Here is a 14,997-nt window from a genome sequence, read left to right on the forward strand (position 1 = left end):
TGATCCGACGAGGGGCGCGCTTCGCGAGGCGTCGCACGGTGTGGGATCCGGCACGGTCCTGTCCGCCGGTCACGCAGCCGGCGGCAGGAGGCCCTTGGCAGCCCTGCGCTGGTCCAAGTCTCAACGCCTAAAAGAACCGTGCGCGAGGAGCCGTCGGGTTCTTCCCTTAGCTTACACCGAGCCGGACGCCTTCTCGCGCCCTCCCTCGACTGACCTGCAGGCTCGCAGCGCAAGCGGCGGGCCCGCAGGTGCTGCTCTTTGACAGGAAACCATTTCCACCTGCAGCCACCCTGTCATGGCCGGGCTCGCCCCTGCCATCCCGCGTCCGTGAGGCTCGGCGCATTGAGGATCGGGTTCACCGGTCGGTTCCATCGATGATGCCACTGCATAGCTTGCTCTCGCCCGCGCATACCTACCCCAACGGAATGCGGAGTGACAGCGGCCCTCCTCCCGCTTTATGGAATGTTCAGCCAAACCGGCAAAGACGACATAAATCGGTCGAGGAAATGCTCATGGATAGAAGAAAAGTTCTCAAGGGTGCGGGCCTGGCAGCAGCAGCGGGTGCCGTCGCTTCCCCGGCGCTCGCACAGGCTCAGCCGGAAATCCGCTGGCGCATGACCTCCGCCTATCCGAAGAGCCTCGACACCCTCTTCGGCGCCGGCGAGATGATCTCCAAGCGCGTCGCGCAGGCGACCGACAACAAGTTCCAGATCCAGGTCTTCGCGGCCGGCGAGATCGTCGGCGCCCTCCAGAGCCTCGACGCGGCGCAGAACGGCACGGTCGAGTGCTCCTATACTCTGTCGAGCTTCTTCATCGGCAAGGATCCGACCTTCATGTTCGAGACATCCGTGCCGTGGGGGATGAATGTACGCCAGCACAATGCCTGGATGTATTACGGCGGTGGCCTCGACCTCGTCCGCGCGTTCATGAAGGACTACAACATCTACCCGATCCCGGCAGGTCAGACCGGAGCGCAGATGGGCGGTTGGTTCCGCAAGGAGATCAAGTCAATCGAGGACCTCAAAGGTCTGAAGATGCGCATCGCCGGCATGGGCGGCCAGATCATGCAGAAGCTCGGCGTGGTGCCTCAGGTGCTCGCCGCCGGCGACATCTACCCGGCCCTGGAACGCGGCACCCTCGATGCGGTCGAGTTCTCCGGGCCGCACGACGACGAAAAGCTCGGCTTCGTGAAGGTCGCCCAATATTATTATTATCCGGGCTTCTGGGAAGGCGGCGCCCAGCCCTCGCTCTATGTGAACATGGACAAGTGGAACGAGCTGCCCGCCAACTACAAGGCCATCCTCGAAGCGGCCTGTGCGGAAGCCAATGCCATGTGCGTGGCCAAATACGACGCCCAGAACGCCGACGCGATCCGCCGCCTCGTGGGCCAGGGCGTGCAACTGCGCCCCTTCCCGCGCGACGTGATGGAGCAGAGCTACAAGGAAGCCTACAAGCTCTACAACGACATCGCCGCCTCCAACCCCAAGTTCAAGAAGATGTACGATTCCTGGAGCACCTTCCGCGACAAGGAACTCACCTGGTTCCGCATCGCCGAGCTGCCCTTCGACTATTTCGTCAACCAGCAGCAGGGCCAGCCTCGCTGAGGACCTGGAAACGGCGCCGGAAGGCGCCGTTTTCGTTTGAGGCCGTTAAGAAGGATCGAAGCTTGGCCTGTTGCGTTGTCCTCTCAGCAGAACTGCCATTCGAACAATGGAGACACGCCATGACGGACAAGAACCGCAAGCACGATACGCCCAAGGACAAGCCTGAGCGCAAGAACGACAAATCGTCCGAGAACGGGAAGAAGCATCAGGACGAACTGCTCGACGAGGGCGTGGAAGAGACCTTTCCGGCCAGCGATCCGGTTTCGGTGAGAATCACGAAGTAAAGTGGATGTGAGGCGCAGCCCCGGACCATCCGTTCCGGGGCTTTCGCGTTTCAGTTCCGGCTCGCCACCGCGACGCCGAGGGCCGCCAGCGCCATGCCGGCGAGCTGGATTGGGCTCAGGGTTTCGCCGAAGAGCGCGAAGGCCATCAGGGCCGCGACCGGCGGCACGAGGTAGAGCAGCGTCGCCACGCCCACCACGGCTCCCTGGCGGATGAGGAAGAGCAGCAGGCCGATAGCCCCGATCGACAACCCCAGCACGGCCCATGCCATGGCTCCGATGAGCGGCAACGTCAGCTCCATGTGCCCTTCTTCCGTCAGGAGCACGAGGGGCAAGGTGACGGCAGCCGCGCCAATATATTGAATGGCCGCATTCACCCGCAGATCGAGGTTGCTGCCGGTGCGCTTCTGCCAGATCGTGCCGAACGTGATGGAAAGCATCCCGAGGATGCAGATGCCGAGCGCCAGAGGCGGCACGCCGCCCGCCCCCAGCTTCGGCGCCACCACGAGGGCCGCGCCCATGAATCCGATGCCGATGCCGGTCCAGCGTCGCGCCGAGACCTGCTCTCCCAACAGAGGTCCGGCGAGCAGCCCGGTCGCCAGCGGCTGGAGACCGGCGACGAGCGCCGAAATTCCGGCGGGTAGTCCATGCTTCACCGACCAGAAGACGCCGCCGAGATAGAGACCGTGCAGGAGAACGCCGGCAATCAGGCTGTTGCGCCAATCGTGCCACTTTCGGGGCCAGGGCACCCGTGCAACGGCAACGATGCCACCGAGGACGACGATCGCCAGCACATAGCGGACGAACAGGAAGGTCAACGGTTCGGCATAGGGCGCCACGAACCGGGCCACGATGAATCCCGTCGCCCAGATGAGCACGAAGAGCGGCGGCGCGAGGCGGGCGAAGAGGGTCGGGGTCATGGGAAGAATGGGATGCGTGCAGATCGATGCTGAGCTTGTAGGCCCGAACCTCGGCCTTTGTCGATGCGCGGCAATCTCATCCAAACGTCGATTCTCAAGATGGGCGTCTATCAGGCGGAAGGCCGATGGGTGTATTCCAGGCCTAACCCTCCGCTCCAGCCCGTCGCCGCAACACGGAGCGGAGTTCCTCATGCCTGACGCGCCGGCGTCTTCCTTGCCCTCGGCTTCCGGCGCTCCATCTCCAGCAGCCTGGAGACCCTTCTGTTGAATCGCCTTCGCCTCTCGCTCGAACTCCTGGCCATCGCATCCACCCGCTTCGTGCTGCACGATTCCTGGGCGATTGCGAGCCATATCGCCCTTTCGGTCCTGACGTCCCTGTTCCCATTCCTGATCCTGGTCACGGCCCTGGCCAGCCTGTTCGGGACGGGATCCCTGGCCGACGAGGTGGCGGACATCATCCTCGAGGCTTGGCCGCAAGAGGTCGCCGGGCCGATTGCCCGCGAGGTGCACACCATCCTCACGGGACGGCGCAGCGACGTTCTCACCCTGGGCCTCGTGCTGGCGCTCTATTTCGCATCGAGCGGGGTCGAGAGCCTCAGGGTCGGTCTGAATCGTGCCTATGGCGTCCGCGAAACCCGCCCCTGGTGGCTGACGCGCCTCGAATCCATCGCCTTCGTGATCGCCGGCGCCATGATGCTGCTGGCTCTGGCCTTCCTGGTGGTGCTCGGCCCCTTCATGTGGCGTGTCGTCCTCTCCTGGGTGCCGGCTCTCGAACCTCTCGCCGTCCTGATCGGATTCCTGCGGATCAGCGTCGCGACCCTGGTCATCGTGACGGGTCTCCTGCTCGCCCACAAGCTCGTGCCGGCGGGCCGCCGCCCCTTCCGAAACGTGCTGCCGGGCGTCGGTGTGACGCTGCTCCTCTGGCTTCTCGGCGGCTTCACGTTCAGCTGGTATCTGGAGTTCTACCCGGGAGCCTACGCGTCGACCTATGGAGGCCTCGCCACCGCCATGGTGGCGCTGATCTTTCTCTACACGCTGGGCGCCATCTTCCTCTTCGGTGGAGAGCTCAACGGCACCCTCATCCTCGCGAAGCGCAAACGCCTGGGCAAGGAACCGAAGCCGGAAACCATGAACGACCTGATCCCGCTGCCCTGAGCCGCGAAACCCGGATCGAGTGTTTGCTAACCGAGGATTCCGTAGCCGATCAAACCGAACAGCCCCATGCCGGCCAGGAATATATTGAACCAGCCGGGGCAGTGAAGGAAACAATCCTCGGAATCGAGGCGCTCGTCGAAAATGGACTTGTTGAATTGGTTCGTCATACGACGCGCATAGCGTCGGACGATCTCAGTTGTATGACGCTGCTTTCCCGAGGCTAGATGACGGTCGACCCGTCCGACCGCATACGGGCATCGCCGATCTGGCGGGCGAGCTTCACCGCCTCCTCGTCGCTCACGCGCACCCGGACCAGTGTCCAGGCGCTCGCCGACTTCCACAACCGGAATGAGATCATGAACCCATCGCCGTCCTTTTGCGCGTCCGCATGGGTCGCATCGGGCAGATCGTAAGGCCCGAGGCCATCGAAGGTCAGCTGTCCCACATGTCTCTCCCGTCACAAGCCTCACCGTCAACGGGCGAAAGCCTGACAGGTTCGGAACGGCCGCCGGAGCGAGACGCCGGATACGCCGTCAAAGATTGGGGGCGATTCGCAATTCGAGCCTTGCGGAAGCCGTCGGGCGCGTGCTCGGCGCCACGCCGTAGCCGATCCTGACGTTCAGGTCCGACCGGAAACGATTCGACTGGGAACTCAACCGGGTCTCCCCGATGATCTCGGACAGCAGGCCCGTGCCGACGGCGCCGCTCACGCTGTCCAGATTCATGCTGGGCGACAGTCGAAGCTGCGTGCTCCACGCGGCAAGAGGAATCTCGAACGGGATCTCCATGCTGCCGCTGATGGATTGCGAATAGCCGTTCTGCATGCTGTCGACGAAGCCGGCCGTGGACACCTCCACGGTCACGCCGAGGGATTGCCAGTCCCGCTTCAGGAAAGCCTCCCAGGAAGCTTTGGACGACACGACGCTGGACTCGGCGCCGCTGCGGACCAGTTCGGTCCCGACGAGGAAGTTGTAGTCCTGGAACGGCTGCAGCTTGGCGCCGACCGTCCGGTCGAAATCCGTCGGCACGAAGGCTTGCGTGTCGGAACGCGCAAGGCCGTTGGTCCAGACCTGCGTGCGGCTCAACCGGGGCACCGGCCGCGTATGGCTGGCGCGCTTCGCCGCCACATGCTCGTCAAGCCAAGCGGGCGTGATGTTCTTGCTCCAGATCTCGTCCTCGTTCGCGACGGCATGCGTCGTCATCGCGGTTGAAACGACCAGAAGGCAGACCAATCTGCGGAGAAGCAAAATCATCGTGAAACCAGAATAAAACTGAGATTAGAAACGCAATGGTGCGGTCATGAGGAGTGTCGCTGGTTAACGTGAGGTTCATTTTGCTTCAAGCGCGGGGAGTGGCGCTTTTCCAGGCAATATATGCCAGACGATTTCGGCCATCACTTCAGCTACATGGTCGAAATTGCTGCCTTAATCGGCATCAATAGGCATAATGACGCAGCGCGTCCTCACGCAGGTGTGATGTTCCTCTTCCCATCATCGCTACATAAACGACAACGGCCGGGCATGGGCCCGGCCGCTTCGTCATTCCCCGTGGGGAGTGATCAGCTCACGATGCGATACTTCACGAAGCCTTCCGGCGCATCGCCCATCTTCTCGATCTTGATGCCGGCCGGCTGATACTGGGCGGCGTTCGGGCCGGTGGTGAAGGTCATGGTGACGCCTGCGGGCGCGACGAGCGACCAGGACCCATCCGCCTTCGGAGCCACTTCCTTCTTCTCGATGATGTAACGCATGATGGCGTCGCGGGTCAGGTCGGGCGCCTCGAACACGATGGTGGTGCCGTCCGCGCCGGGGAAGTTGCCGCCGCCGCCCGCGCGATAGTTGTTGGTTACAACGATGAACTGCTGATCCTCCGTCACGGGCTTGCCGTTATAGGTCAGGTCCTTGATGCGATGGGCGTCGGCATTCACGACCTTGCCGTTGTCGTCGTAGCGCGAGGCCTGCGTCGGATCGATCTTGTACTGCACGCCCGCGATCACGTCGAAGTTGTAGGCGGGGAATTTCTGATTGATGAGCTCCTGCTCCCCACCCTTGGCGACATCGATCTGGTTGTAGATGCCTGCCGAGCGTTCCAGCCATTCGCGCACCTGCGCACCGGTGACTTTCACCACGCGGATCGTGTTCGGATAGATGTAGATGTCCGCCATGTCCTTGATGGCGAGCGGGCCGGGCTTGATCTCGGTGAAGTAGTTCGGGCCGCCGCGTCCGCCGGCCTTGAAGGGCGCCGCCGCCGAGAGGATCGGGAGGTCCTTGAAGGGTGACGCCTTGAGCTGGTCGGCCACGTACCAAGCCTGCGCTTCGGCAACCAGCTTCACGGAAGCGTCGTCCGCCACGAGCGAGTAATAGGAATGGATCGGAACGGCCGTCGTGCCGACGGGCTCGCGCACGTATTTCAGCGTCCCATCGTGGCCCGCTTGCGCCGCCGCCATCACGGCCGCGTCGGAATCGACCTTCGCCACGACCTTGCGGTCGACGCGATCATAGATCGGGCGCGCCTCCGTGCGGAAGTTCGCAACCTTCCAGGCGTTCCCATCCTTGGCGAGCTCGAGATCGATGAGGCCGAGATGGCTGCCCCAGAAACCGGCCATGACGGCAGGCTTGCCGTGCAGCGTGCCCGCCTTCACGTCGACGCCCTCGATGTTGTTGAACTCCTTGCCGCCCGGGAACGTGAAGTGCTGGTGACCCGTGAGGATCACGTCGATGCCGTCGACCTTGGCGAGGTGCAGCGCCGCGTTCTCCTCGCCGCCCTTGCGTTCGCCGCCCGCGATGCCGGAATGGCACAGCGCCACCACGATATCGGCACCGGCCTTCTTGAGGTCGGGCACATGCTTGTTCGCCGCATCGACGATGTCGATGGTTGTTGCCTTGCCGTCGAGATTGGCCTTGTCCCATTGCACGATCTGCGGCGGCACGAACCCGATCACACCGACCTTGATTTTCTGCTTCGTGCCGGCTTCGTCGACGAACTCGCGGTCGAGAACGAGCCACGGCTTCAGCAGCGTCTCGCCGTTCGCCTTGATGACGTTCGCGCAGACCAGCGGGAATTTCGCGGCGCCGAGCGAGTTCTGCAGGAACTCGAGCCCGTAGTTGAACTCGTGATTGCCGAGCGTACCGCAATCGTAGTTCAGCTCGTTCATGGCCGCGACCATGGGGTGGAGGTCGCCGGGCTTCATGCCGCGACGATAGGCGATGAAGTCGCCGAGAGGCGAGCCCTGGATCAGGTCGCCATTGTCGAAGAGCAGGCTGTTCTTGGCCTCGGCCCGGGCGCCCTTCACCAGGGTCGCGGTGCGCGCCAGGCCCACCGTGTCGTCGGCCGCATCACGGTAGTAGTCGTAAGGGAAGATGTTCACGTGAAGATCGGTCGTCTCCAGGATGCGGAGCTTCACGACCGGGCCGGCCGCCCAGGCGAACCGGGGCATTCCGGCAATGGCGACGGCGGCCACGCCGGTCTGCAGGGCGCGGCGGCGGGTGATGGATTGTGTCATGGTCTTCCCTCGGCTGGTCTTCTTGCGAAACGGGGCTCGCCTTTAGCGGAGAGAAGCACAGGTTTTGTGACAGGATCAAGATAGCTGGCTAAGAGCACCCGCAATCCACCGCCTGTTCATGTCGTCACCGGACTTGCGCCGGTGCTCCCGATGCCATCGAGCGCCGAGGCCATCATATCGGGATGGCCGGCCCGAAGCCGGTCCCGACGTCGCGGACGTTAGCCCCTCAGTGCCTCGTCCAGATCCCGGTACAGGTCCTCCACATCCTCGATGCCCGTGGAGAGACGCAGCAGGTCAGGCGGGCACGGAGTGCCGGGCCCCTCGATGGAGGCGCGGTGCTCGATCAGGCTCTCGACACCGCCGAGCGAGGTCGCCCGCTTCCAGAGGCCGACCCGTGCGGCGGCGCGGATCGCCGCAGCTTCGCCTTCCGAAACCTGGATCGACAGCATGTAGCCGAAGCCGTTCTCCATCTGCCGAGCGGCGATGTCGTGGCCAGGGTGCTGCGGCAGTCCCGGATAGAGAACGCGGGCTACTTTCGGATGGGAGGAGAAGCGCTGCGCCAGGTCGAGCGCGCTCTTGGCCTGGGCGGCGGTTCGCACATGGAGCGTGCGCATGCCGCGCATCAGGAGATAGGCCTCGAAGGGACCGAGAATCGCGCCCTGCATCTTGCGGATGGACGCGACCCGGGCCCAGAACGCGTCGGCCTTGGCGCCCGCGAGCACGCCCGCCACCACGTCGGAATGGCCGTTCAGCACCTTGGTGGCCGCATGCATGACGATGTCCGCGCCCAGGGTGAGCGGGCGGGTGTGGATCGGCGAGGCGGTGGTCGAATCCACGGCGATCCGCGCCCCGGCCGCATGAGCGATCTCAGCGGCGGCAGCGATGTCGGTGATGGTCCAGAGCGGGTTCGAGGGCGTCTCGACCCAGACCAGCTTGGTCACGCCGGGCTTCACGGCGCCGCGCAGCGCTTCGAGGTCGTCGGTTTCCACGAAATCGACCTTGAGCCCCCACCGCACGGCTTCCGTCATCAGCCAGTTGCGCAGGGCCCAGTACATGACCTTGGAAGCCACGATGTGATCACCCGGGTCGAGGGCCTGGAACACGGCGGTCGCCGCCGCCATGCCCGACGAGAACAGCAGCGCGCCGGCCTCGGCCTCCTCCAGCATGGCCAGGACTTCCTCGGCCTCGCGGATGGTGGCGTTGTCCGGGCGGCCATAGACGAAGCCGGACGAATAGGCGTTGTCCTCGTCGCGGATATAAGTCGTCGTCACATGGATCGGCGGCACGATCGCTTTCGTGATCGGATCCACATGGCCCATGGCCTGGGCGGTCAGGCTGCGCTTCGACCATGGGGAACGCGATGACGGCATGAGGGAACCTCCGCAAGCGTGACAGGTTGCGTCACAAGGATGACAATGCGCCCGTCATAAAGAGATTCCGACCATGCATACAGATCAAACTGCGCCGGCCAGCCATGCAATGCGGCCGCTGCCGCGCTTCCTGGTGGCGGTGGTGCCCGTGGTCGCAGTGGCCGTGTCGGCGAGCCTCGTGACACAGCCGAACATCCCGACCTGGTATGCCAGCCTCCATAAGCCCGGCTTCACGCCCCCGAACTGGGCCTTTCCGGTCGCCTGGACGCTGCTCTATACCATGATGGCCTACGCGTTCTGGCGCATCCTGGCCTTGCCGGAAAACCGACCAGGACGCTCATCGGCGATCGTGGCCTTCTTCGTGCAGCTCGTTCTGAACGGCCTCTGGTCCTTCGCCTTCTTCGGCGGAAGGAGCCCGATTGCGGGCTTGGTCGTGATCGTCGCCCTGATCGTGGCGATCATCGCCACGATCAGGGCCTTCTGGAAGCTGGATCGGACCGCGGGCCTGCTGCTCGTGCCCTATCTCGCCTGGGTGTCCTACGCCACGCTGCTCAACGGGACGATCTGGCGGCTCAACGGATAATCAGGCTCCCGGCTTGTCGAACAGGTCCGGGCTGTTGTCGAGGTGGTCGACGACGCCGACGAAGGGCAGCTGGCGATAGGAATGGGCCACGTCCATGCCGTAGCCGACGACGAACACGTCGGGGCAGGTGAAGCCCACGTAATCCGGATGGATCTGCACGGCGCGCTTGCCGGGCTTTTCCAGGAGCACGGCGGTCTTCACGCTCTTGGCGCCCCGCGCCATCAGCAGGTCCTTGGCGAAGGTGACGGTGCGGCCGGATTCCAAGATGTCGTCCACGAGCAGCACGTCGCGTCCGCGCACGTCGCTCTCCACGTCCCGCAGGATCGTCACGTTGCCGGTGGAGACGGTGCCGTCGAGATAGCTCGACAGGTGCACGAACTCGACCTGCGGCGCCAACCCGCTGCGGTGAAGGGCGCGGATCAGGTCCGCGGCGAACATGAAGCTGCCCTTGAGCACGGCGACGACGAGCAGGTTCTCGGGCTTGGCGGCAGCGATTTCCTGGGCCAGCGCTTCGTTGCGCTTGGCAATGGTGTCTTCGTCGAAAAGAACCCGGATCCGGGGGGCAGTGCTCATCGTCATCAATCCAGCAAAATATGCAAAAGCCTTGGGCGTGCCTCTTCACGACCATGCTTGGGCGAGGATGTCAAACCGACTCGATGGATTTCGGGCCGATACAGGGGTTCCTGCGTCAGTCCCGGCCTAGGAAGACCATGGATGGACCTGCCATGTCCTGGCGGGCCTCGTGCCGGCATGCCCCTCCCTCGAACTGCCGCACCTTTGCCCTCGCAGTCGCCGGCGCGGGGACGGTGGCGACATCCCGAACGGCCTCTCCTGCGGCAATGTCCCGCGAAACGCTCGCTTTCCGTCGTCCGCCGCCGAGTTTATGGCTTGCTAACCATACTGGGGCGATAAGGAGGCGAATCGCGGTCTTTCTCCGCCACAAGAACCGGCAAACCTCCAAGGATGGCTTGAGCACGCGTGAAGGCGCTTTACGACGAGGACTATGACGAGGGTGCGGCCCCGGCCGTGCATTTCGAGAATGTGGGCGTGCGCTACGGCATGGGGCCCGAGGTCCTGCGCGACCTGACGTTTTCCATCGAGCCCAACTCCTTCCAGTTTCTCACCGGCCCCTCGGGCGCCGGCAAGACGACGCTGCTGCGCCTCATCCTGCTCTCGGTGAAGCCCACCCGCGGCCTGATCTCGCTCTTCGGCGAGGACGTGTCCCGGATCTCCAAGGACGAGCTGACGAACGTCCGCCGCCGCATGGGCGTGGTCTTCCAGGATTTCCGCCTGCTCGACCACCTGACCACCTATGAGAACGTGGCTCTGCCGTTGCGCGTCCAGGGCAAGGAGGAATCGAGTTACCGGGCGGAGGTCGTCGAGCTCCTGCGCTGGGTCGGCCTCGGCGACCGCATGCACATGCTGCCGCCGGTTCTCTCCGGCGGCGAGAAGCAGCGCGCCGCCATCGCCCGCGCGCTGATCGTACGCCCCGACCTGCTGCTCGCCGACGAGCCTACGGGCAACGTGGACCCGTCGCTCGCCCGTCGCCTGCTCCGCCTCTTCATCGAACTCAACCGGCTCGGGACCTCGGTCGTCATCGCGACCCACGATTTCAGCCTCATGGATCAGCTCGACGTACGCCGCCTCGTGCTCGGCGACGGCCGGCTGCATATCGACGAGTGAGCCGGATGAACGCCGCGCCTCAACATCGCCCCAAGAAGGCCGCAGCCGTCGAGGGACAGAAACGCACCCTGCCCGCCTCCCTCAGCCGGAACGCCCCGCTCGTGCCGGTGGACTCGGCGGGCGGTCAGGCCCTTGCCGCCGTCATCGCCATCCTGACCTTCCTCGCAGCGCTCTGCGCCGGCGGCGCCGAACTCGTCTCCGCGAGCTCGGCACAGTGGCGGTCCGAGATCGCCCGCGAGGTCACGATCCAGATCCGGCCCAATGCCCAGCGGCCCATCGATCAGGACGTGGAGCGCGCCGTGGCCCTGGCCCGACAGGCACCGGGCGTGGAGCAGGCCCAGGCCTTCACTCGGGAAGAATCCGAGCGCCTGCTGGAGCCGTGGCTCGGAACCGGCCTCGATTTCAAGGACCTGCCGGTTCCACGCCTGATCGTGATCAAGATCAAGCAGGATGCGAAGCCCGATTTCGGGCCGTTGCGGCAATCCCTGCAGCGCGACGTGCCCGGCGCCAGCCTCGACGACCATGCCCTCTGGGTCTCCCGGCTCTCGACCATGGCCAACACGATCATCGGCGTGGGGGTCTTCCTCGTGGGCCTCGTGCTCCTTGCCGCAGGGCTGGCTGTCATCTTTGCCACGAGAGGTGCCATGGCGGGCAACCGGGAAGTCGTGGAGGTGCTGCATTTCGTCGGTGCGAACGACGATTTCATCGCCAAGGAATTCCAGCGCCGCTTCTTTCGCCTCGGCCTTCGCGGCAGCGCCATCGGGGCAGCCGCCGCCTTGGCGCTCACCCTGATCCTGGGGTTCGTGACCCGCTCCTGGCGGGCAAGTCCCACCGGCGATCAGCTCGAAGCCTTGTTCGGCGCTTTCACGATCAGCTGGAGCGGCTATACGGTCGTGGTCCTCATCGCGCTCCTGGTTGCGCTCATCGCAGGCATCGTCTCGCGCTTGACCGTGAGACGGTTTCTTAACGAAAGTGGTTGATGGTGAGGGTTAACAAGGAAAGAGCAGGTTGCCTCTCCATTGCCGCATTCTCCGTTATGTTCGTCCAAGATGACCTCGCGAACGCAGAGTTGGGTAGCGCCGGGCGCCGTGGATTCCACAGAGGCTGTGGGCTGGGGCTGGACGATGCCGGCATCGACTAGGCACCCTGTCGAGCGGTCACTTTTGAGCCGTCTGCTCGCGCTCGGGTTCTGGAGCTTCATTGCCATCCTGGTCATCGGTTTTCTCGGGTTCCTGGGCTTCGTCTACAGCCTCGACCGGTTCGAGCAGCCGCCCGAGACCCGGGCGGACGGCATCGTCGCCATGACCGGCGGCGCGCAGCGCATCGGCGACGCCATCGACCTTCTTGCCAAGGGCTATGCCAAGAGGCTGCTGATCTCCGGCGTCAACGAGAACACCAGCAGGGACCAGATCGCCCGCCTCAATCCGGGCCAGCGGCGGCTCTTCGATTGCTGCGTGGATCTCGATTACCGGGCCCGCAACACCATCGGCAACGCCATCGAAACGCGACGCTGGGCGGAGGCGAACTCGTTCGACACCATCATCGTGGTGACCTCGAACTACCACATGCCCCGCACCCTGGTGGAACTCGAGCACGCACTGCCGAACCTCCAGAAGATCCCCTATCCGGTCGCGGCTACGATCGACCCGCACGAGTGGTGGCACAAGCCGGCCGTGGCCCGGCTGGTCTTCACCGAATACGTGAAGTTCCTGGCGGTCTGGATCCGCACCCGCTTCGAGGAGGATCCGGAGCGTTCCTCGGTAGCGAAGATCATCAGCGGCGGCGCGCCCATCAAGGCGCAGATCGTCGCCGATCCACTCTGGCGCTAGAGAACTCGGCGAAAACCCATTAAGGTGCCGCGCCCGCGGAGCACGATGCTCCGCTTTTCGCTTTCAAGAAGCCATGCTGATCGTCCGCTCCCTGCTTTTCAACACCGCCTTCTACGCCAACCTGATCCTGTGGCAGATCATCCTGATCCCGGGCGCGCTGGTGCCCCGCCGCCAGTTCATGGAACTGGTGAAAATGTGGGCGCGCACATCGGTCTGGCTCCTGCGCGTTGTCGCCGGGATCCGCGTCGTGATCACCGGGCAGGAGAAGATTCCGGCAGGCGGTGCGCTGGTCGCCGCCAAGCACCAGTCGTTCCTCGAGACCTTCGCCCTGCTGCCGCTTCTCGACGATCCGACCTACATTCTGAAGCGCGAGCTGATGTGGATTCCGTTCTTCGGCTGGTACCTGGCCAAGGCGCGTTGCGTCCCCATCGACCGCAAGGCGGGATCGATGGCGTTGGTCCAGATGACGGCGCGGGCCAAGGAAGAGGCCCAGCACGGCCGGCAGATCATCATCTTCCCCGAAGGTACTCGCCGACCGCCGGGCGCCCCTCCGGCCTATAAGTACGGCGTGGCGCATCTCTACCAGAACCTTGGCTTCCCCTGCGTTCCGATCGCCATGAACTCGGGCCTCTACTGGCCCCGCCGCCAGTTCATCCGCCGCCCCGGAACGGTGCGAATCGAGGTTCAGGACGCCATCCCTCCGGGGCTGGCCCGGGAGGAATTCTTCAAGCTGGTCCAGGAGCGGATCGAGACGGCCTCCAACCGGCTGTTGGAAGAAGGCCGGGCGGAGCTCGGCATGGGCCCCGCTTCCTCATCGGAGACGTCGCTGTCGAAGGTGTGACGAGGCAGCTTCAAGCTGATTGCTGCCTCCCCAACGTCATGGCGGGCTGTGTGCCGGCCATGGTGCTTTGGTGAAACGGTGCGCTTTCCTGATCGAAGCCACCGGCATAAGGCCGGGGGCGACGTCGGGAGGTGGGCTATGCCGACGCTTCCACAAGGGCACTCAAAAACCCGCAAACCCAAGTCCAGCCAAGCTTTCAGCATCCTTGACGACTCAGCCGACCGTTCTTACATATAAGAACATATGGCGAACAAACGAACCATATCCTGGAATGCGGCCATGCGGGATCTCCGCAATGACCGAATGCGGAGGGCTGGTGTGCGCGAGGAAAGGCTACGGGCGACCGCTGGGCTTCGCTCCTCTTCCACCCTGAGTTCCTGGCGCGGCCGTTCGGGACGCCGTTACATCGTCGGCGTCCATGCGCTGAACGAGACGGAGCTTCTCGAGGTCACCGATGCGGTCATCCTGGCCGTGAAGCGGGACCATGCCGGAAACGGCATCGTCGTCGACGCCGCCATGGCAGCCTCCGATCCGAGCGAACAGCCCCGCCTGCGCTGGCTTACCAAGGTTCAGGAGCGAGGCGCAACGGAACTCCACATCCACCGCCTTGCCGCGACCGAGGACGACCGGCGCGCGATCTTCGAAGACCTGCGGGAAGACGAGACTCAAGCTTCCTGATCGAGATCGTTGACGATCCGGTGCAGCAAGGGATCGACCACGTGCATGCCGATGAGATGCTCGTAGGTGGAGCGCACGTAATCGGGATTGCGTCCGGAGATGCCTTGTCCCTGCCGCACGAACCGGATCACCTCGTCATAGGACAGCCGGCCCGCATACTGGCCATGGTTGCGGTCGACCACGTAAGCTAATGCGCGAACCCTGCGCGCATCGGCGAGGCGCACGGGCAGATGCCTCTCCAGATAGACGGACGTGACCTGCTCGCGCTCGCGCAGGTATTGGATCGTCGCTTCCGCCTCCTCGGGCGCAACCCGGAAGGCGACCCCATGGCAACGCCCGCCCCGGTCGAGGCCCATGACCAGGCCCGGATGCTCCGGCGTGCCGCGATGAACGTGGGAAAGGACGCAGAGGGAGCGGTGATAGCCGTAGAGGTGAGCATGGGCCCGCTCAACATAGGGAAAGCCCGGACGCCACATGAGCGACCCGTAGCCGAAAACCCATAAATCCTCAGTGTGATCCTTCATGTCGCCGCGCCCGAACCTTGCCTGCAT

Annotated in this window: 17 protein-coding genes; 9 read left to right on the forward strand and 8 right to left on the reverse strand. The window is 64.3% G+C overall.

The genetic code is table 11. The features are described 5' to 3' along the window. Nucleotides 1-512 precede the first annotated feature (512 nt). Together U0023_RS20990 and U0023_RS20995 are read left to right on the forward strand one after the other, a co-directional pair. Entirely contained in the window at nucleotides 513-1,604 is a 1,092-nt protein-coding gene (locus tag U0023_RS20990) for a TRAP transporter substrate-binding protein (protein WP_009491058.1), read from the forward strand. Nucleotides 1,605-1,723: 119 nt separating this feature from the next. Continuing rightward, entirely contained in the window at nucleotides 1,724-1,888 is a 165-nt protein-coding gene (locus U0023_RS20995; RefSeq protein WP_009491057.1) for a hypothetical protein, read from the forward strand. A gap of 50 nt (nucleotides 1,889-1,938) precedes the next feature. Here the strand turns inward: U0023_RS20995 and U0023_RS21000 are convergent, their stop codons facing one another. Next, complete coding sequence (locus U0023_RS21000) at nucleotides 1,939-2,805, reverse strand: DMT family transporter (RefSeq protein ID WP_009491056.1); 867 nt, start codon at nucleotides 2,803-2,805, stop codon at nucleotides 1,939-1,941. A 264-nt stretch (nucleotides 2,806-3,069) separates the two neighbouring features. Between U0023_RS21000 and U0023_RS21005 the strand changes: the two genes are divergently transcribed. Then, entirely contained in the window at nucleotides 3,070-3,960 is an 891-nt protein-coding gene (locus U0023_RS21005; protein ID WP_009491055.1) for a YihY/virulence factor BrkB family protein, read from the forward strand. A 26-nt stretch (nucleotides 3,961-3,986) separates the two neighbouring features. Here the strand turns inward: U0023_RS21005 and U0023_RS21010 are convergent, their stop codons facing one another. From U0023_RS21010 to U0023_RS21030, 5 genes are all read right to left on the reverse strand, one after another. Further along, a complete protein-coding gene (locus tag U0023_RS21010) occupies nucleotides 3,987-4,127 on the reverse strand; it encodes a hypothetical protein (protein ID WP_009491054.1) in 141 nt (46 codons plus the stop codon). A gap of 53 nt (nucleotides 4,128-4,180) precedes the next feature. Then, nucleotides 4,181-4,405, reverse strand: coding sequence for a hypothetical protein (locus U0023_RS21015; RefSeq protein ID WP_009491053.1), 225 nt, complete (start codon nucleotides 4,403-4,405; stop codon nucleotides 4,181-4,183). Nucleotides 4,406-4,493: 88 nt separating this feature from the next. After that, complete coding sequence (locus U0023_RS21020; RefSeq protein WP_154661009.1) at nucleotides 4,494-5,162, reverse strand: hypothetical protein; 669 nt, start codon at nucleotides 5,160-5,162, stop codon at nucleotides 4,494-4,496. Nucleotides 5,163-5,518: 356 nt separating this feature from the next. Further along, the gene (locus U0023_RS21025; RefSeq protein ID WP_009491051.1) at nucleotides 5,519-7,462 is read right to left on the reverse strand and encodes a bifunctional 2',3'-cyclic-nucleotide 2'-phosphodiesterase/3'-nucleotidase; all 1,944 of its coding nucleotides are present in this window, start codon (nucleotides 7,460-7,462) and stop codon (nucleotides 5,519-5,521) included. 218 nt (nucleotides 7,463-7,680) lie between these two features. Then, a complete protein-coding gene (locus U0023_RS21030; protein WP_009491050.1) occupies nucleotides 7,681-8,832 on the reverse strand; it encodes a trans-sulfuration enzyme family protein in 1,152 nt (383 codons plus the stop codon). A 73-nt stretch (nucleotides 8,833-8,905) separates the two neighbouring features. Here U0023_RS21030 and U0023_RS21035 point away from each other — a divergent pair, with 73 nt between their 5' ends. Then, a complete protein-coding gene (locus U0023_RS21035; RefSeq protein WP_009491049.1) occupies nucleotides 8,906-9,415 on the forward strand; it encodes a TspO/MBR family protein in 510 nt (169 codons plus the stop codon). Here U0023_RS21035 and hpt read toward each other — a convergent pair whose 3' ends face one another. Then, nucleotides 9,416-9,988: a hypoxanthine phosphoribosyltransferase gene (gene hpt, locus U0023_RS21040; protein WP_009491048.1), complete on the reverse strand. Its 573-nt coding sequence runs from the start codon at nucleotides 9,986-9,988 to the stop codon at nucleotides 9,416-9,418. A 405-nt stretch (nucleotides 9,989-10,393) separates the two neighbouring features. Here hpt and ftsE point away from each other — a divergent pair, with 405 nt between their 5' ends. The 5 genes from ftsE to U0023_RS21065 all read left to right on the forward strand — a co-directional run bounded on the left by ftsE (nucleotide 10,394) and on the right by U0023_RS21065 (nucleotide 14,446). Then, nucleotides 10,394-11,098 carry a cell division ATP-binding protein FtsE gene (gene ftsE, locus U0023_RS21045; protein WP_009491047.1) on the forward strand — a complete coding sequence of 235 codons (705 nt, stop codon included), beginning with the start codon at nucleotides 10,394-10,396 and terminating at the stop codon, nucleotides 11,096-11,098. 5 nt (nucleotides 11,099-11,103) lie between these two features. Beyond that, complete coding sequence (locus U0023_RS21050) at nucleotides 11,104-12,078, forward strand: cell division protein FtsX (RefSeq protein ID WP_009491046.1); 975 nt, start codon at nucleotides 11,104-11,106, stop codon at nucleotides 12,076-12,078. Between the two features lie 69 nt (nucleotides 12,079-12,147). Continuing rightward, nucleotides 12,148-12,927, forward strand: a complete 780-nt coding sequence (locus tag U0023_RS21055) for a YdcF family protein (RefSeq protein WP_009491045.1) — start codon at nucleotides 12,148-12,150, stop codon at nucleotides 12,925-12,927. Between the two features lie 73 nt (nucleotides 12,928-13,000). Then, complete coding sequence (locus U0023_RS21060) at nucleotides 13,001-13,768, forward strand: lysophospholipid acyltransferase family protein (protein ID WP_009491044.1); 768 nt, start codon at nucleotides 13,001-13,003, stop codon at nucleotides 13,766-13,768. 279 nt (nucleotides 13,769-14,047) lie between these two features. Then, complete coding sequence (locus U0023_RS21065) at nucleotides 14,048-14,446, forward strand: hypothetical protein (RefSeq protein WP_009491043.1); 399 nt, start codon at nucleotides 14,048-14,050, stop codon at nucleotides 14,444-14,446. Here the strand turns inward: U0023_RS21065 and U0023_RS21070 are convergent. Next, a complete protein-coding gene (locus tag U0023_RS21070) occupies nucleotides 14,434-14,970 on the reverse strand; it encodes a gamma-glutamylcyclotransferase (RefSeq protein ID WP_040638262.1) in 537 nt (178 codons plus the stop codon). The genes U0023_RS21065 and U0023_RS21070 overlap by 13 nt on opposite strands. Nucleotides 14,971-14,997 lie beyond the last annotated feature (27 nt).

The sequence above is a fragment of the Microvirga lotononidis genome, assembly GCF_034627025.1.
Lineage (GTDB): Bacteria > Pseudomonadota > Alphaproteobacteria > Rhizobiales > Beijerinckiaceae > Microvirga > Microvirga lotononidis.